The 16,918-nt window shown below is 72.7% G+C and carries 14 protein-coding genes; 7 read left to right on the forward strand and 7 right to left on the reverse strand.

Annotation, left to right across the window (positions count from 1 at the left end):
- Positions 1–500: 500 nt before the first annotated feature.
- On the reverse strand, positions 501–1,946 hold the full coding sequence (locus ACFVFR_RS01085; protein WP_383696628.1) for a D-alanyl-D-alanine carboxypeptidase: 1,446 nt from the start codon (positions 1,944–1,946) through the stop codon (positions 501–503).
- Between ACFVFR_RS01085 and ACFVFR_RS01090 the strand changes: the two genes are divergently transcribed.
- From ACFVFR_RS01090 to ACFVFR_RS01100, 3 genes are all read left to right on the forward strand, one after another.
- The gene (locus tag ACFVFR_RS01090) at positions 1,945–2,196 is read left to right on the forward strand and encodes an SCO4848 family membrane protein (RefSeq protein WP_232109995.1); all 252 of its coding nucleotides are present in this window, start codon (positions 1,945–1,947) and stop codon (positions 2,194–2,196) included. The genes ACFVFR_RS01085 and ACFVFR_RS01090 overlap by 2 nt on opposite strands.
- Positions 2,197–2,211: 15 nt before the next feature.
- Entirely contained in the window at positions 2,212–3,690 is a 1,479-nt protein-coding gene (locus ACFVFR_RS01095) for a metallophosphoesterase (protein ID WP_383696630.1), read from the forward strand.
- Positions 3,691–4,221: 531 nt separating this feature from the next.
- Positions 4,222–5,787, forward strand: a complete 1,566-nt coding sequence (locus tag ACFVFR_RS01100) for an ABC transporter substrate-binding protein (RefSeq protein ID WP_383696633.1) — start codon at positions 4,222–4,224, stop codon at positions 5,785–5,787.
- A 98-nt stretch (positions 5,788–5,885) separates the two neighbouring features.
- Here ACFVFR_RS01100 and ACFVFR_RS01105 read toward each other — a convergent pair whose 3' ends face one another.
- Positions 5,886–6,833: an alpha/beta fold hydrolase gene (locus ACFVFR_RS01105; RefSeq protein ID WP_383696635.1), complete on the reverse strand. Its 948-nt coding sequence runs from the start codon at positions 6,831–6,833 to the stop codon at positions 5,886–5,888.
- Between the two features lie 66 nt (positions 6,834–6,899).
- On the opposite strand from ACFVFR_RS01105, the gene ACFVFR_RS01110 reads away from it, so the two are divergent.
- Complete coding sequence (locus ACFVFR_RS01110; RefSeq protein ID WP_383696637.1) at positions 6,900–7,301, forward strand: MerR family transcriptional regulator; 402 nt, start codon at positions 6,900–6,902, stop codon at positions 7,299–7,301.
- 97 nt (positions 7,302–7,398) lie between these two features.
- Here ACFVFR_RS01110 and ACFVFR_RS01115 read toward each other — a convergent pair whose 3' ends face one another.
- From ACFVFR_RS01115 to ACFVFR_RS01135, 5 genes are all read right to left on the reverse strand, one after another.
- Positions 7,399–8,172 carry a succinate dehydrogenase iron-sulfur subunit gene (locus ACFVFR_RS01115; protein ID WP_383696640.1) on the reverse strand — a complete coding sequence of 258 codons (774 nt, stop codon included), beginning with the start codon at positions 8,170–8,172 and terminating at the stop codon, positions 7,399–7,401.
- Positions 8,172–9,926 carry a succinate dehydrogenase flavoprotein subunit gene (gene sdhA / locus ACFVFR_RS01120; RefSeq protein ID WP_383696643.1) on the reverse strand — a complete coding sequence of 585 codons (1,755 nt, stop codon included), beginning with the start codon at positions 9,924–9,926 and terminating at the stop codon, positions 8,172–8,174. Before sdhA ends, ACFVFR_RS01115 begins: the two co-directional genes overlap by 1 nt.
- Before the next feature lie 21 nt (positions 9,927–9,947).
- Complete coding sequence (locus ACFVFR_RS01125) at positions 9,948–10,409, reverse strand: succinate dehydrogenase hydrophobic membrane anchor subunit (protein ID WP_383696646.1); 462 nt, start codon at positions 10,407–10,409, stop codon at positions 9,948–9,950.
- 2 nt (positions 10,410–10,411) lie between these two features.
- Positions 10,412–10,792, reverse strand: coding sequence for a succinate dehydrogenase, cytochrome b556 subunit (sdhC, locus tag ACFVFR_RS01130; RefSeq protein WP_383696649.1), 381 nt, complete (start codon positions 10,790–10,792; stop codon positions 10,412–10,414).
- Between the two features lie 241 nt (positions 10,793–11,033).
- Entirely contained in the window at positions 11,034–11,660 is a 627-nt protein-coding gene (locus tag ACFVFR_RS01135; protein WP_383696652.1) for a 2-oxo-4-hydroxy-4-carboxy-5-ureidoimidazoline decarboxylase, read from the reverse strand.
- 435 nt (positions 11,661–12,095) lie between these two features.
- Between ACFVFR_RS01135 and ACFVFR_RS01140 the strand changes: the two genes are divergently transcribed.
- The 3 genes from ACFVFR_RS01140 to ACFVFR_RS01150 all read left to right on the forward strand — a co-directional run bounded on the left by ACFVFR_RS01140 (position 12,096) and on the right by ACFVFR_RS01150 (position 16,269).
- Entirely contained in the window at positions 12,096–13,817 is a 1,722-nt protein-coding gene (locus ACFVFR_RS01140; RefSeq protein WP_383696654.1) for a glycoside hydrolase family 20 protein, read from the forward strand.
- Positions 13,818–14,407: 590 nt separating this feature from the next.
- Complete coding sequence (locus ACFVFR_RS01145; RefSeq protein WP_383696657.1) at positions 14,408–15,319, forward strand: DUF4328 domain-containing protein; 912 nt, start codon at positions 14,408–14,410, stop codon at positions 15,317–15,319.
- A gap of 59 nt (positions 15,320–15,378) precedes the next feature.
- Entirely contained in the window at positions 15,379–16,269 is an 891-nt protein-coding gene (locus ACFVFR_RS01150; protein WP_383696660.1) for an RNA polymerase sigma factor, read from the forward strand.
- Positions 16,270–16,918 lie beyond the last annotated feature (649 nt).

Raw genomic sequence — 16,918 nt, forward strand, 5'->3', positions numbered from 1 at the left:
GGCGTACGCGTACCCGACCCTCGCGACCCGGGAGTCCGCCCCGCCACGGTCGGAGCACCAGGTCACAGGCGACCAACCCGCGACGGCCGCACCCCCACCCGGCCCGCCCGCGACTGACTCGCCAGCGCCCGGCCCGCCCGCGACGGCCCCGCCCACGCCCGGCCCACCCACGCCCGGCCCACCCACGCCCGACCCGACCGGGGCCCGCCCGCTCACCGAGGCGCCCGCCCCCGCCCCACCCACCGAGCGACGGTCGACCGGACCAGCGCGGCCCCCGTACGACAGCGGACCCGCCCCAACCAGTGACGGGCCCACTCCGCCGCCCCGCCCCGCCCCAGGCGACCAGGGCCAGCCCTGACGCCCAGCCCCACGGCGGGCCCGTGCGGACACGCGGTAGGGACAGCCGAGCGCGGGTCATCGCGTCGCGGTGGGACCAGGCCGGGGCAGCCCGAATCGCGGCGGAGCGTGGCACACCCCAGGTCGGCCCACACCGGGCTGGGTTACGGGCGGGTGCGGCGGCGGACCATGTCGGGCAGGGGCCAGCGGCGGTGGATCACGAACACGGCTGCCGCGAGGAGCGCCGCCGAACCGGCCGCGATGCCCACGGCCGTCCAGCCGCCACCACCCGCGCCTCCGTCGCCGTCGGGGACGGCCGCGTTGGCCTGCTGGTGGCTGTTCTTGCCGCCGCCGGCCACGCCGTTCTTCTCCTCGGCCTCGGCCGTGGCCACCCCGTCGGGGCCCGGTGCCACCAGCGTGCCCACCGGCTCGATGGTGCCCGCCGCCTTGAAGCCCCAGTCGAAGAGCTTCGCGGTCTCCTTGTAGACCTCGTTGTGCTCAGCCTTCGCGGGGTTCATGACGGTCACGAGCAGCACGCGGTCGTTCCGTTCGGCGACGCCGGTGAACGTGGTGCCGGCGTGCGTGGTCGAACCGTTCTTGACGCCGGCGATGCCCTCGTACGGCTCCAGGTCGGTGTCGCCGGTGAGCAGCCGGTTCGTGTTCTGGATCTCGAAGTGCTCGCGGGTGGCCTTCTTCGTCTTCTTGTCCTTCTTGATCTCCCCGGGGAACTTGGCCCGCGCGGTGGCCGCGTACTCCCGGAAGTCCGCCTTGCGCAGCCCGGAGCGCGCGAAGAGCGTGAGGTCGTACGCGCTGCTGACCTGCCCCTTCTCGTCGTAACCGTCGGGGCTGACGACGTGCGTGTCGCGCGCGTTCAGGTCGTTCGCGTGGGCCTGCATGTCGCTGACCGTCCGTGGCTTGCCGCCGTTCATGGCGGAGAGCACGTGGACGGCGTCGTTGCCGGAGCGCAGGAAGACGCCGAGCCACAGGTCGTGCACGGAGTAGGTGTACTTCTCCTTGACGCCGACCAGGCTGCTGCCCTCGCCCATGCCCTCCAGGTCGGAGAGCGCGACCTTGTGGGTCTGGTCCTTGGGGAACTTCGGCAGCAGCGTGTCGGCGAACAGCATCTTGAGCGTGCTGGCCGGGGGGAGTGGCCAGTGCGCGTTGTGCGCGGCCAGCACCTCGCCGGACTCGGCGTCCGAGACCATCCACGACCGGGCGGTGAGCCCCGCGGGCAGCGGTGGCACGCCCGCCTTCAGCCGCACCTGGGTGCCGGGTTCGCCCAGTCGCGCGCCGCCCACGGTGGACATCGCGGCCGGGGGCTTCGGCTGCTTCTCCTCCTCCCGCTTCGGCCCGTCGTCGGCGAGCGCGGGGTGCGCGGTGGCGAGCAGGCACGACGCGAGCAGCGCCGCGACCGTGGTGGCGCGCCCACGCCCACGGGGACGCGGGGGAGCGGAGGGGGCGGCGTGCGGAGTGCGGGAGGTACGCGGGGTACGGGGAGTCGTCGGCACGGAGGTGAACGTATCGGTACCCGTACGGGGCGTCACCGCCGGCTCGGGCGAAAGCGACCCTCCCGTGGGTCCCGCCGAGGGGTTCCGCATACTGGAAGCCATGAAGCTCAGCCGCCCCGTGTCCTGGTTCCTGCTCGCGTTCGGGGCGTGGAGCTGGTGCATTTGGTTCACCTTTGTGAAAAACCTCTGGAAAGACTCAAGCGGGCTCGCGTTCGACGAGTCCGGCGACCCGACCACGTACTTCTGGGTCCATCTCGCACTCGCCATCACCTCGTTTCTCTTGGGGACGGGGATCGGGGTGCTCGGGTTCCGTGGGGTGCGGGCCCTGCGGCGCGAAGGCGCCTCGACGTAACGGGAGGATGGGCGGATGGTCGCCGTGTTCGCGCTGGTCGCGCTGCTGATCGTCGCACTGCTGGGGGGCGTGCACTGGTACGTCTGGCGCCGCATGGTGCGCGATGTCACGGCCGCCGGGGGGTGGCCGCGCCGTATCGGTACCTGGGCCGTGGTCGCCCTGCCGCTGCTGAGCGTCGGGGCCCTGGTCAGCGGGCGGGCGGGCGCTCCGTTCACCGTCCAGCGGCTGCTGGCCTGGCCGGGCTACATGTGGCTGGCGGTCCTGCTGTACCTGACGCTCGCGCTGATCGTCGGCGAGGCGGTCCGGCCGCTGCTCACGCGCGCCCTCGAACGCCGCGCGAGACGCGCCGACCGCGCCACCGCCGCCCCGAGGATCCCCGGCTCCACGGCCGTGACCAGCGCGGAAGCCGCACCGACGGCGAGCGCCCCACCCGTTGCCGGCACGCCCACCCCGCCCCTCGTGCCGCACGGCCCGTCCACCGCCACGACGGCCCCCGCCGCCGCGCCCGCGCCCAACGGTCCGTCCACCGCCACGGCCCCCGACGCCACCCCCGTCGGCCCCGACCCCGACCCCGACACCAGCCCCGGCCCGGACAGCGCCGACCCTGGCCCCGGCACCACCTCCAGCCCCGACCCTGTCCCCGACGTCGCGAGCGCCCCCGCCGCCGTCACCTCGCGGCGGCTGTTCGTCGCGCGTGGCGTGGCCGTGGGGGCGGGGGCCGTCGCCGCGGCCACGGTCGGGTACGGCACATACGGCGTCCTGCGTGGCCCGCGCGTCAAGCGGGTCACCGTGCCGCTGGCCAAGCTGTCCCGGCGGGCACACGGGTACCGGATCGCCGTCGTCAGCGACATCCACCTCGGGCCGATCCTGGGCCGGTCGCACACCCAGCGCATCGTGGAGACCATCAACCGCGTCAACCCCGACCTGGTGGCCGTCGTCGGCGACCTGGTCGACGGCACCGTGGCCGACCTGGGCCCCGCCGCCGAACCGCTGCGCCACCTGCGGGCGCGGGACGGCTCCTTCTTCGTCACCGGCAACCACGAGTACTTCTCCGGCGCCGACGCCTGGGTGGACCACGTACGCGAACTGGGTCTGCGCCCGATGGAGAACGAGCGCACCGAACTGCCCGGATTCGACCTGGCCGGGGTCAACGACATCGCCGGCGAGGACGAGGGCAAGGGCCCGGACTTCGCGCGGGCCCTCGGCGACCGGGACCGGAGCCGGGCGGCCGTCCTCCTCGCGCACCAGCCCGTGGTCATCCACGACGCCGTCCGGCACGGCGTGGACCTCCAGCTCTCCGGACACACCCACGGCGGCCAGCTGTGGCCCGGCAACTACCTCGCGGAGCTGGCCAACCCGACCGTCGCCGGGCTGGAGCGGTACGGGGACACACAGCTCTACGTCTCGCGGGGCGCGGGCGCGTGGGGCCCGCCGGTACGCGTGGGCGCCCAGTCCGACATCACGGTCGTTCAACTCGCTTCCCCACACGCCTAACGGGGCGGTTTCCCCATTTCCGTTCCGCATCCGACCGGCCGTCGCTTCTCCCGCGTTCCCATTCCACCGCATGACGCATTGGTCTGAGCCTTTTACGCGCCCGGTCACTTCGCGGCGCACCGGATTTCGCCTATTCGGCCCGCGTCGGCCCCGTATCCGAGGAGTTCGGGAGATGTGGTGGCCGCCTTCGGTCGGCTTGCCTCCTTTGCGGAGCCGGTCGTCCGCCCTCGCGTCCCCGCGGCGGTGGACGCGCGACCTTTGACCGAACCCTTCCGGTATCTCCCCTGCTGTCCGCCGGGAGAAGCGGGTGGAAAGGCCCTTTCCGTGGATGGGCTGCTTACCAGTGCTCGATGACCACACCGTACGCATGCGTAAAGCGGTCAAATCCACGGCGAGAAAAGGGGGTTGCTAGCGCAGGCGTCGACCGTGTGGTTGGGTGAAGCGCAATTGTTGAGCGGGGAACAACCGGGTTGCCGCAGGTGTGCCTGTCCTTTCTTCCCCGCGCCGTGAGGTGCCGGAGGGGGCGCGGGGATGCGATGGGTCGGCAAGCGATGTCTCGCTTTGGGGTGGACGCTCGGCGCGGTGGTGGCCGGGTGGGGCGCCAGTGGCTGTGACGTCCTGTCCTCGTCCACGGACGACGAGCCGATCACGGTGGGCACGGCCGATCCGGTGACCACGCTCGACCCGGCCGGCGCGTACGACGCGGGTGCCTGGGGCCTGTTCAGCAATGTCTTCCAGTCGCTGCTGACCTTCCGGACCGAGAGCCCCAAGCCGGTCCCGGACGCGGCGAGGAAGTGCGACTTCACCAACGACGAGCTGCTGACGTACGTCTGTGAACTGCGGCCCGGCCTGCGCTTCGCCGGCGGGCGCGAGATCACCGCGCGGGACGTGAAGTTCTCCTTCGACCGCATCGTCACCATCAACGACCCGCGTGGCCCGATGGCCCTGCTCACCGGCCTCAAGTCGGTCGAGACCCGGGGTGAGGGCACGGTGGTCTTCCACCTCAAGGCACCGGACGCGACCTTCCCGTACAAGATCGCGACCGGTGCCGGGTCCATCGTGGACCGCGAGAAGTACAGCGCCAGCAAGCTGAGCACCGGCCAGGACGCCGTGGGCTCGGGCCCCTACGTGCTGCGGAAGTACCAGCGCGAAAAGGTGGCCGAGCTGCGCCCCAACGACGACTACAAGGGCGCCATAAAGGACACCGGAAAGCCCATCACGGTCCGCTACTTCGCGAATTCCGAAGACCTGCGGGACGCCTGGAAGAAGAAGGACGTGGACGTCGCGGCACGCCAGTTGCCGTCCGCGTACGTGCGCTCGCTTTCCGCCGCCGACCCGTCGATGAAGGTGATGGAGAACTCGGGGGCCACCACCGGGAATCTGGTCTTCAACCTGCGGAGGGGATCGGCGCTGAGCAACCCGGTGATACGCCGGGCGATTGCCGCCACCGTCGACCGCTCGGAAGTCATCCGCAAGGCACACAGCCGCACCGTCGATCCGCTGTACTCGCTCATCCCCAAGGGCGTCACCGGACACAACACCGCCTTCTACGACTCCTACCCCCAGCCCAGCGCCGACAGCGCCCGTCAGCTGCTCCAGGAAGCGGGAATCAGCACCCCGATCAGCTTCCGGATGGCCTATGCGCCGGGTTCGGCGGCCAAGGCCGAGGGGGACGAGATCAAAGCGCAGCTGGAGAAGTCGGGCCTGTTCAAGGTGTCGTTCCAGCAGTACAAGTGGGACGAGTTCCAGACCGGGTTCAACCGGGGCGACTACGACGCGTACGGCATCATCTGGTACCCCGACTTCCTCGACGCCGACACCTTCATCAGCCCCCTGGTGGGCGAGGAGTCCACGCTGCACAACGGATACGACAGCTCGCGGGTGCGGGCCCTGATCCGCGACACCCAGAAGACCCCGCAGCGTGAACGCGTGGTGTGGGACTTCCGGGAGATCCAGCGGCTGGTGGCGCACGACGTGCCGGTGCTGCCGCTGTGGCAGGGCCGGGACATCGTGGTCAGCCGGGACACCATCGCCGGCACCCAGTTCCTCTCTGAGGGCACCGGCATGTGGCGGCTGTGGGAGCTGGACCGGATCTGAGACGGGCGAGGACGCATCTGACGCGGGTGGGGCCGCGGCCGACCCGCCAGCGTGCCGCGACCCCACCCTCCCCCCGCCCACACCCGGCGGCGGGGAGTTCAGAGGCCGTGCCGGGCCAGGAAGTCGGTGATCAGGTCGGCCCACTCCGCCGGCCGCTCGACCATCGGCACGTGGCCCGTGTCCAGCTCCGCGTACTCGGCCCCCGGGATGGCGTCGGCCAGCACCCGCGAGTTCGCCGGGTCCACGAGCAGGTCCGCCGTGGTGGCGATGACCAGCGTGGGCACGGACACGCGCGGGAGGTCGGCGACCGTGTCCACCTCCAGGACCAGCGCCGCGTGCTCCGGCGTGCCCGGCGGCACGGAGGCGGCGATGTCGGCCAACAGCGGCTCCAGTGCGTCGGCCGCCAGCCCCTGGTACGTCGCGGGCGCGAACCCCGTCAGCGCCACCAGCTCGGCGAAGGCCCGCCGGTCCTCAAGGGCGAGCAGGCGCAGCCACAGGGCGAGCGTGGTCCGCGCCCGGTTGTCGGCCCTGGCCAGCCCGGCCGTCAGCACCAGGCCCCGCACCCGCTCCGGGTGCCGGGTGGCGGCCCGTACGGCGACCGCCGAGCCCAGCGAGTAGCCGACCAGCGTGAACGTCTCCACACCGGCCGCGACGGCCTCCGCCACCACCGCGTCGGCCAGCCCGTCCAGGTGCAGCGGCGTGGTGGAGCGCGGCGTCTCCCCGGCGCCCGGGTAGTCGGAGGCGACGACGGTGTGCCCGGCCGCCAACGCCGGCAGGATCGGCACGAAGTTGTCCTTGACGCTGCCCCCCGCCCCGTGCGCGAGCAGCAGCCCCGGGCCCGCGCCGGTGACCCGCGTCGCCAGCGGGCCGATCGGCGCGGGGCCCGACGCGGCGGAAGCGGAGTCCGCGACCCGCGCCGGCGCGGCGGCCGAGCGCCCGGGGACAGCGGAGCCCACCGGAGCCTGGGCGGGCTCGGCCTGGGCGCCCGGGCGGGTGGAGGGGGACGAATCGGAGAGCGCGGCCTGGGCCACGGGAATCTGTGCCATGGCCGACAGGTTGCCCTTTGACATCAGTGTGAAGGTCAAATCGAGACGGAAGGACGGCCGGGCGTGATGCGGATCGGCGAGCTGGCACGGCGTACGGGCGTCAGCACCAGGCTGCTGCGGTACTACGAGGAACAGGGCCTGCTGCGGTCGGAGCGGGACAGCAACGACTACCGCCGCTACGCCCCGGAGGCCGTGCAGCGGGTCCTGCGGGTGCGCGAACTGCTGGCCACGGGGCTGAACACGGAGGCGATCCGTACGGTGCTGCCCTGCACGCACAGCGCGGGCCCCGGCGTCCGCGACTGCGCGCACTTCACCCAGATCGTGGACGGGCAGCTCACGAAGCTGGACGACGAGATAGCCGAACTCCAGCGCCGCCGCGAGGCGCTGACCGACTACGCGGCCGTCTCCGACCTCCCCGCCCCGCCCGCGCCGGCGGCCCCCACCCCGCCGCACGCGACCCCCGCCTGACCCGCGCCGGCCCTTCGCGCGCGGGCACGACGCACAGGGGCCCCGCACCGGCCGAACAGCCGGTGCGGGGCCCCGTGCGTATCCACGGACCGCCAGGTCAGAAGCGGCGGGTGATCAGCGCCCGCTTGACTTCCTGGATCGCCTTGGTGATCTCGATGCCACGCGGGCACGCCTCGGTGCAGTTGAACGTGGTGCGGCAGCGCCACACCCCGTCGCGGTCGTTGAGGATCTCCAGCCGCTGCTCGCCGCCCTCGTCACGCGAGTCGAAGATGAAGCGGTGGGCGCCCACGATCGCCGCCGGCCCGAAGTACTGGCCGTCGTTCCAGAACACCGGGCACGAGGACGTGCACGCGGCGCACAGGATGCACTTGGTCGTGTCGTCGAAGCGCTCCCGGTCGGCCGAGGACTGCCGGCGCTCGCGCGTCGGCTCGTTGCCCGTGGTGATCAGGAAGGGCATCACGTCCCGGTACGCCTGGAAGAACGGCTCCATGTCGACCACGAGGTCCTTCAGGACCGTCAGGCCCTTGATGGGCTCGACCGAGATCGGCTTGTGCGGGTTGATGTCCTTGATCAGCGTCTTGCAGGCCAGCCGGTTGCGGCCGTTGATCCGCATGGCGTCCGAGCCGCAGATGCCGTGCGCGCACGAGCGACGGAAGGTCAGGGTTCCGTCCAGATCCCACTTGATCTTGTGGAGGGCGTCCAGGACGCGCTCCTTGGGATCCATCTCGATCTGGAAGTCCTCCCAGACCGCCTGGTCCGAGACCTCCGGGTTGAACCGTCGGATTCGGAACGTGACCGTGATCAGGTGCGCGGCACCGGACTCGGCGTCCGCCAGTGCCGACGAGTTCTTCTCAAGGGTCGCGCTGCTCATCAGTACTTACGCTCCATCGGCTCGTAGCGGGTCTGCACGACCGGCTTGTAGTCGAGTCGGATCGACTCGACGCCGTCTGCGCCCACCTCGCGGTACGCCATGGTGTGCCGCATGAAGTTGACGTCGTCGCGGTTCGGGTAGTCCTCGCGGTAGTGGCCGCCGCGCGACTCCTTGCGGGCCAGCGCGGACACGGCCATCACCTCGGCCAGGTCGAGCAGGTTGCCCAGCTCGATGGCCTCCAGCAGGTCGGTGTTGAAGCGCTTGCCCTTGTCCTGCACGGAAACGTTCCGGTAGCGCTCGCGCAGCGCGCCGATCTCCTCGACCGCCGTCTTGATCGTCTGCTCGGTGCGGAAGACCATGACGTTGGCGTCCATCGTGTCCTGGAGCGCCTTGCGGATCTCGGTCACGCGCTCGCTGCCGGTCGAGTCGCGCAGCCGCTCGACCTGCTCGACGACCAGCGACGCCGGGTCCTCGGGCAGCTCGACGTAGTCGGCCTTGGCGGCGTACTCGGCGGCGGCGATGCCCGCGCGGCGCCCGAAGACGTTGATGTCCAGCAGCGAGTTGGTGCCGAGCCGGTTGGCGCCGTGCACCGAGACGCAGGCGACCTCGCCGGCGGCGTACAGGCCGGGGACGACGGTGTCGTTGTCGGACAGCACCTCGCCCTCGACGTTGGTCGGGATGCCGCCCATGGCGTAGTGCGCGGTGGGCTGGATCGGGATCGGGTCGGTGTACGGCTCGATGCCCAGGTAGGTGCGCGCGAACTCGGTGATGTCGGGCAGCTTGGCGTCGAGCTGCTCCGGCGGCAGGTGGGTCAGGTCCAGGTAGACGTGGTCACCCTCGGGGCCGCAGCCGCGGCCCTCGCGGATCTCGGTGTAGATCGAGCGGGAGACGACGTCACGCGAGGCGAGGTCCTTCATGACGGGCGCGTACTTCTCCATGAAGCGCTCGCCGTCCTTGTTACGCAGGATGCCGCCCTCGCCGCGCGCGCCCTCGGTGAGCAGGATGCCCATCCGCCAGATGCCCGTCGGGTGGAACTGGAAGAACTCCATGTCCTCCAGCGGCAGCCCGCGCCGGTAGACGGCCGCCTGGCCGTCGCCGGTGAGGGTGTGCGCGTTGGAGGTCACCTTGAAGAACTTGCCGCAGCCGCCGGAGGCGTAGATGACGGCCTTCGCCTGGAAGATGTGGATCTCGCCGGTGGCCAGCTCGTACGCGACCACGCCGGCCGACTTCTTGACGCCGTCGACCTCGGTGATGAGCTGGTCCAGGACGTAGAACTCGTTGAAGAACTCCACGCCCTCCTTGACGCAGTTCTGGTACAGCGTCTGGAGGATCATGTGGCCGGTGCGGTCCGCGGCGTAGCAGGACCGGCGGACCGGGGCCTCACCGTGGTTGCGGGAGTGGCCGCCGAAGCGGCGCTGGTCGATGGTGCCGTCCGGGGTGCGGTTGAACGGCAGGCCCATCTTCTCCAGGTCCAGGACCGAGTCGATGGCCTCCTTCGCCAGGATCTCCGCGGCGTCCTGGTCGACCAGGTAGTCGCCGCCCTTGATCGTGTCGAAGGTGTGCCACTCCCAGTTGTCCTCCTCGACGTTGGCCAGGGCGGCGGCCATGCCGCCCTGCGCCGCGCCGGTGTGGGAGCGGGTCGGGTAGAGCTTCGTCAGGACGGCGGTCCGGCTGCGCTTGGTCGACTCGATGGCCGCGCGCATCCCGGCGCCACCGGCGCCGACGATGACGGTGTCGTACTTGTGGATCTTCATCGGTTGCGTCAGCCCCGGGCTCTAGCGGATGTTCGGGTCGAAGGTGAAGATCACCAGCGTGCCCAGCAGGATGGTCCACACGGTGGCGCAGTAGAGCACCGTCTTCAGCCAGAAGCGGGTCTGGTCGCGCTCCGCGTAGTCGTTGATGATCGTGCGCAGCCCGTTGGCGCCGTGCAGCATCGCCAGCCACAGCATCACCAGGTCCCACGCCTGCCAGAACGGCGAGGCCCAGCGGCCGGCGACGAAGGCGAAGCCCAGTCGGGAGACGCCGCCGTCGATCACGAGCTGGATCAGCAGGTGGCCCAGGACCAGGACGGTGAGCACGATGCCGGACAGCCGCATGAACAGCCAGCCGTACAGCTCGAAGTTGGTCCGGCTGGCCTTCGGGGTCCGAGCGGTGCGGGCCCGGGGCGGCTCGATGACCGGGGCCGGGTTGTCGACGTCGTACGCCGTGACCGTCGCGGGGGTGGTGTCAGTCGCCATCATCAGCTCCCGAAGAGGTCGCGCAGGGTGTGCTGCATGATCGGGTAGAAGGCGCCGGCCATCAGGACGACCCAGGTACCCACCGAGGCCCAGAGCATCTGCTTCTGGTACCGCGGACCCTTCGACCAGAAGTCCACGGCGATCAGGCGCAGGCCGTTGAGCGCGTGGAAGAGCACGGCGGCGGCGAGGCCGTACTCCATCAGGTTCACTACGGGATTCTTGTAGATCGCGATCGTGTCGTCGTACGCCTCGGGCGAGACACGGACGAGCGCGGTGTCCAGGACATGGACGAGCAGGAAGAAGAAAATGGTCACGCCGGTGACTCGATGAGCCACCCAGGACCACATGCCTTCCCGGCCGCGGTACAGCGTTCCAGCCGGCACGGAAAACCCTCCGGGAGCGGGGACTGGGGCCACCGGCTTCACTGTCGGTCGGGCCCGGCCGGGTACGGTCCACCGGCCCTGGCCATCGTAGCGACGTGTTGTCGGTTCCCCGCGCCGGGGTCCGGAGGTGTGATCAAACAGCCACGTACGGCCTAGGGAGGCCCGGCCCACGGGGCCCCGGCGCGGCGTGGCGTGGGGGAGTGCCGGGCTCCGCGCGGGCCGGTGGTGGCGCGGCCCGCGATCAGGGGGTGTGGGGTCTGGTCGCGGCGAGGTGGGCGAGCCGGCCCCGGGCGATGCGGCGCAGCTCGTCGGCCGCCACCTCGCGCTCGGCCGCCGCCGTGTTGCCGAGCCGGGCGCGCAGCGCGGCCAGCACGTGGCCGAGCACCTCCTCGTGCGGGACCTCGTCCAGGCAGACCACGAAGACGTGCCCGAACTTGCTCTCGTACGCGGCGTGCGCGGCCCGCAGCGCGGTGTGGGCGGCGGCCGTGCCGGGCCCGCGCGAGCCGGACAGGGCGTGCTGGGCGACGGACTCGTCGGCGAGGGCCTCGGTGAGGTCGCGGGGTGTCAGGTCGTGGCTGGCCCGGTCGGCGGCGGCCAGCAGGGTGGCCAGGTCGGGGTAGGGGCGGTGGGTGGCGAGCCGGCGGGCCCAGCGGCGGCTGCCGCAACACGCGAGCAGCGCGGCCTCGGCGGCCCCGTCCCCGGCGGCGTTGAGCCGGTCGAGCGCGCAGGCGGTGGGCGGTGGCGCGGCGGGTGGCGTGGCGGGCGCCGGGCCGGGCGGGGGCGCGCCGGTGCGGGCGGGGGTGGGTGGTTCGTGCGGGGCGGGCGCGGTGGTCGCGCCGGTCAGCACGTGGGGACTGTCGCTGGACACGATGGCCTCCTCGGGATGAGCGGGCCCGGAGAAGAAGGCGGCGCGGGGTGGGCGAAGACCGTAGGGCCGGGCCGCCAGGGACGGCCGCTGCGGTGCGTGACGCGTCGGATACGTGAAGGGAACGGACAGGGAAATCGCAAGGGAATCGGGAGTGCGGCGGTCACGGTCGGCTGGTGGCTGAAGCGTGCGGGGGAAGGGGAGCGCGAGGGGGGTGGTCGGGCGGGGCGCGAGATGAACGGGAGGGCGCGGTAGGGGTGGTACGACGGCTCCGGGGGGAGGCGGGGTCACCGTAGCGACACCACTCCGAAATCGACCCCGCCCGACGTGAACTTCACCCGAAGGGGAGAGTTTTTCTGGGGGTAGTGGACGATTTACCTCCGCTATCTCGGCGCTTTCCTCCACTTGTGGGCGGATTGCCCGTACTTTTCCCTTGTGATGACGCCTCGTTCTGTCTCCAGGACCACGATCATCGTCGCGGCCCTCGTGGCCGTGGCCGCCCTGGCGGTCGCGCTCGTGGTCGGGTGGCCCGGCGACGACGACCCCGACCCCGACCGCGCCCCCGGCTCGGCCTCCGCCGGCCCCTCGCGGCCACCACCCCTCGACGACCGCCCGCCACGCTCCCTCGGCTCGGCCAAGGCGCCGGCCGCGCCGCGCGTGATCCCCGCCGTCCGCGCGTACGCCCCCGAGGGCGGGCCCGGTTGGCGGCCCGGCCGCGACTCGCGCGTGGTGGCCGACCCGCGCGGCCCGCTCGCCGCCGAGGCGCGCCGGCTCGCGCGCGAACTCGACCTCCCCGTCGCCGACGGCCAGCCCCACCGGGGCGACATCGCTCTCGCCCTGCGCCCCGCGTCCGCCATCCGCGCCACCCCGTCGGACGGCGGCAAGGGCGCGGGCCCGCGCGGGCGGGCCGACGCGGGAGCCGACCAGATCGCCCGCGAGGCGTACGTCCTGACGGTGCGGGACGGGCAGGCGCTGGTCACCGGCTCCGACCCGGCGGGCGTCTTCTACGGCACCCGCACCGTGCGGCAGGCGCTGCGCTCGGGCGGCGGCGGGCTGCCGGCCGGCGTCGTACGCGACCGCCCCGACCGGCCACAGCGCGGCCTCATGATCGACACGGCGCGCAAGCACTTCTCGGCGCGCTGGATCGAGGACCGGGTACGGGAGGCGGCCGAACTCAAGCTCAACCAGGTCGGCCTGCACTTCTCCGACGACCAGGGCTTCCGGATCGAGAGCCGCTCCCATCCGGAGATCGTCTCCCGGCAGCGCCTGACCCAGGACGAGGTGCGCCGCATCGTGCGGCTGGCCGACTCGCTGCACGTCGCGGTGATCCCCGAGATCGACTCGCCCGGCCACCTGGGCATGGTCATCCGCGCCCACCCCTCGCTGCAACTGCGCGGCACCGACGGGCGCGCCCCGCGTGGCACCGTCGACATCTCCGAGCCGGGCGCGGCCCGCATCCTGGACGACCTGCTCCGCGAGTTCGCGCCCCTGTTCGCCACCGACAGCGGCGGCGGCCCCTACTGGCACCTGGGCGGTGACGAGTACCTGGCGCTGACCGTGCGCGACCCGGAGGGCACCTTCCCGGACCTGGCCAACGCGGCCGAGCGCCGGTACGGGCCCGGGGCGCGGGTACAGGACCTGGCCACCGGCTGGCTCAACGACCGCGCCGAGGTGGCGCGGAAGGCCGGGACCCGGGTCAAGTCGTGGAACGACGGCCTCTTCCGCGGCGGCGTGGTCCAGGCCGACCGGGACCGCGAGGTGGAGTACTGGACCGGCAAGGAGATCGGCGCCCGGCAGCCGGAGGAGTACCTGCGCGAGGGGCGCCCGCTGATCAACGTCAACGACGAGTACCTCTACTACGTCCTGGGCGAGCCCAACGACTTCGCGTACCCCACCGGTCGGCGGATCTACCAGGAGTGGTCGCCCCGCGTGGTGCGCGGCACCCGGCCCGTGCCCGCCTCGCTCGGCGGTCGGGACCAGGTGCTCGGCGGCCGGTTCGGCATCTGGTGCGACATCGCCGACGCGCAGACCCCCGAGCAGATCGCCCGGGGCATCCGCGCGCCGCTGCGCGCGCTGGCGCAGCGCGTCTGGGACCCGCGCGAGCCCGCTCTGTCCTGGGACCGGTTCGCGGCGCTGGGCGAGCAGGTGACGGCGCGGTAGCCGGCGGCGGGGCGGCACACCGGGTGCCGTCCCACCAGGCCGCCCGACGTGGTGGTGGCGGCCCGGCTGACGCGCGGGTCACGCCGTGGGTCACGCGGCGCCCACCGGGCGGCTCGCCCCCCCGGCGCTCCGCCGGCGTGCGTGGAAAACACCTCGTCACATGGGGTGCGGGAAAGAAACAAGCCCCACCGAGGTGGGGCTTGAGAAAGACGGCCGGGGCCGCCACCCCCCACAGGAGAGGCCCCGACCGCCGTTCGAGACGGGCCCGCGTACGAGCCCGTATCACCTACAGCGCCACGGGCCTCGATTGCGTCACACCGCCCCCCGACGACCGGTCTGGACGCGACCTAGCGGATGCCCGTAACGTGCAGGTCCGCGCCGTCGGGCGCGCCGTTCGCGTATCTCATCGCGGCCCGGACCACCGGCCGCGTTCCAGGGGGCCTGAAATGTTTCCGTGCGGGAATTGCCGCGCCACCGCTGTCGGCGCCGATGGGCGCTGCGCCGCGTGCGGCTCCTACCAGCAGCAACAGCAACCGTTCCCCAGCGCTCCCCCCCTCGGCTACCCCGCCCCCGGCCCGCACGGCATGGGCATGCCGGCCCCGGTGGACCTGCGGCGCGGGCTGTCGACCGCGCTCACGGTGCTGTTCGGGGTGCTGCTGGCCGCGCTGGTGCTCGTGCTGATCGCGGAGAGCAACCAGTGGAGCGTCGTCGGGGACATCAAGGACGGCAAGGACGTCTCCTTCAAGAAGGCGGACGACGCGGACGACTTCGCGGCGGCCATGTCCTTCGTCTACCTGCTGGCCGTGGTTCCGGTCATCGTCGTGTGGGCCGTGTGGTTCCGCCGGCTGCGGTTGAACGCGGAGACCTTCGCGCCGGGGCAGCACCGGTTCAGCGCCGGCTGGGCGGCGGGCGCCTGGTTCACGCCGGTGGTGAACCTGTGGTTCCCCAAGCAGATCGCCAACGACATCTGGCGGGCCAGCTCCCCGCAGGGCCCCCAGGCCGCCCCGCGCGGCCTGCTCAACGCCTGGTGGGTGACGTTCCTGGTGAGCGGCGTCCTCAGCACCCTGGGCGGCATCCGGTACGAGATGGCGTACAACAAGCTCGAAGACGGTGACTACTCCAGCGTGGAGGAGGCCAACGACCTCCTGAACGACATGCACTCCTCGCTGGGCACCAGCATGTTCTCCTCGGTCGTCTCCATCGCCTCCGCGATCCTCGCCCTGCTGCTCGTCCGGCAGATCACCCGGCTGCAGGCCCAGCGCGCCACGCTGCCCCCGCAGAGCGGCCCCGCTCCGTACGGTCCTTCCGGCGGCATGCCGTACGGGGCCCCCGGCGCCCAGCCCTACGACCCGAACCAGCCCTACGGAGGCGCCGCCCCCTACGGCGGCCCGCAGTACGGTGGACAGCAGTACGGCGGCGGCCCCGGCACCCCGCCGCCCCCGGGAGGGCAGGCGCCGGGCCCGCAGCAGTACCCGTACGGCTCCGGTCCCGCCGGATACTGAGACCCAGGGCGGCCCGGACGACGACCACGTACGGCGCCGCTGAACAGCGGATTCTCCAAGTGGAGCAGGATGAGGGCGTGCAGGGGGACGACGGGGAGCTGACCGCCGCGGTGCGCGCGGCGCAGGACGGGGACGAGGCCGCCTTCCGAACCGTCTACCGATCCGTGCACCCGCGACTGCTGGGATACGTGCGGACACTGGTCGGCGAGTCGGACGCGGAGGACGTCACCTCCGAGTCCTGGCTGCAGATCGCGCGCGACCTCGGCCGGTTCGACGGGGACGCGGACCGCTTCCGGGGCTGGGCGGCGCGCATCGCCCGCAACCGGGCACTCGACCACATCAGGATGCGCGGGCGACGGCCGGCCATCGGCGGCGACGAGACCGAGCTCGCCGACCGGCCCGCCGACGCCGACACCGCGCGCGAGGCCCTGGAGTCGCTGGGCACCGGGCACACGCTCGCGCTCATCGCCCAGTTGCCCCGCGACCAGGCCGAGGCCGTGGTGCTGCGGGTCGTCGTCGGACTCGACGCCAAGAGCGCGGCCGGGGTGCTCGGCAAGCGCCCCGGCGCGGTGCGCACCTCGGCACACCGTGGCCTGCGACGCCTGGCCGACCTCATCGAGGGCCCGCCGAACGGGCCGCCCGACCAGCACGCCACCGCTCCCCCCGACACCACCGGGCCCACCGGCGGCGGGGGTGGCGCCGGGCCGCCCGGGGGAGCCGGGCGGAGGGAGACCACACCGGCGCGGGAACCGGCCCCGCTGCCGCGAAGGGGGGCGGCTTCCGCCGTACGACCGGGGGCGGCGGCGCTCACCGGCCGGGAGAGCACACCGGCCGAAGTGGGAGCGGACGCGACGGGAGAGCCGATCCCGTCGCAGCGCCTGGGGCGCGGTGGCGCGGCGACGTCCGCGAGTGTGACGGATTCGTGCGCGCGGACGCAGAGGGACATGTGATGGCCGACAAGCACCAGTACGGCTGGCTGGATGATGATGCCGCTGAGCAGTTGCTGCGCGGCGTTCGGGTGCATGGCCAAGGCGGGTTCGGCGCGGCGGGCAACGAGCGGGCCGAAAGCGGCTCGACCCCTGCTGAACAGGGGCGATGCGAGGCGGAACGAATCGCCAGGGCCCATCCGAACGGCTTCGGCGACCCGGGCGCGGGGCGCACCACCGGCGCTCGCGACCTCGCTCGGACCGATGGTCGAGGGTCTTTTTTCACGCACCCGCACCACGCGGGTAGACCCACGGTCGACGGTTCGGCGGCGGTGGGCCGCGACGCCGACGCGACGGGTGCCGGCACACCGGACGTTCACACCGGGATGGCCGCCGAGGAGCGCGCGACCGCCGAGCGGCTGGCCGCCGTCCTCGCGGCCGTCGCCGAGGACGCGGTGGGGCCGCTGGCCCACGCGGAGCGCGGGGACGGACCGCTGCCCGGCGAGGAGGCGGCGGTCGCGGCCTTCCGCGCGGCGCGGGGATGGCGCGCGGCGGCGACCCCGGCGGCACGGACCGAGCCCGACCCGCCGCTACCCGGTGGGCCGGCGCCCGGCGCGCTGACGGCTGACGCGCCGACGGCCGGTGCGCAGCCGCTCGACGCTTCGGGTCCGGG

The sequence above is a fragment of the Streptomyces sp. NPDC057702 genome (assembly GCF_042799315.1).
Classification (GTDB): Bacteria; Actinomycetota; Actinomycetes; order Streptomycetales; family Streptomycetaceae; genus Streptomyces.

Bases quoted from the DNA above. Each gene is read 5' to 3' on its own strand.
- ACFVFR_RS01110 (WP_383696637.1), top strand. From the start codon at position 6,900: ATGCGGATCGGCGAGCTGGCACGGCGTACGGGCGTCAGCACCAGGCTG.
- ACFVFR_RS01115 (WP_383696640.1), bottom strand. From the start codon at position 8,172: ATGAGCAGCGCGACCCTTGAGAAGAACTCGTCGGCACTGGCGGACGCC.
- ACFVFR_RS01125 (WP_383696646.1), bottom strand. From the start codon at position 10,409: ATGGCGACTGACACCACCCCCGCGACGGTCACGGCGTACGACGTCGAC.
- ACFVFR_RS01095 (WP_383696630.1), top strand. From the start codon at position 2,212: ATGGTCGCCGTGTTCGCGCTGGTCGCGCTGCTGATCGTCGCACTGCTG.
- ACFVFR_RS01085 (WP_383696628.1), bottom strand. From the start codon at position 1,946: ATGGCTTCCAGTATGCGGAACCCCTCGGCGGGACCCACGGGAGGGTCG.
- sdhA (WP_383696643.1), bottom strand. From the start codon at position 9,926: ATGAAGATCCACAAGTACGACACCGTCATCGTCGGCGCCGGTGGCGCC.
- ACFVFR_RS01145 (WP_383696657.1), top strand. From the start codon at position 14,408: ATGCCGGCCCCGGTGGACCTGCGGCGCGGGCTGTCGACCGCGCTCACG.
- ACFVFR_RS01140 (WP_383696654.1), top strand. From the start codon at position 12,096: ATGACGCCTCGTTCTGTCTCCAGGACCACGATCATCGTCGCGGCCCTC.
- ACFVFR_RS01090 (WP_232109995.1), top strand. From the start codon at position 1,945: ATGAAGCTCAGCCGCCCCGTGTCCTGGTTCCTGCTCGCGTTCGGGGCG.
- ACFVFR_RS01100 (WP_383696633.1), top strand. From the start codon at position 4,222: ATGCGATGGGTCGGCAAGCGATGTCTCGCTTTGGGGTGGACGCTCGGC.
- ACFVFR_RS01105 (WP_383696635.1), bottom strand. From the start codon at position 6,833: ATGGCACAGATTCCCGTGGCCCAGGCCGCGCTCTCCGATTCGTCCCCC.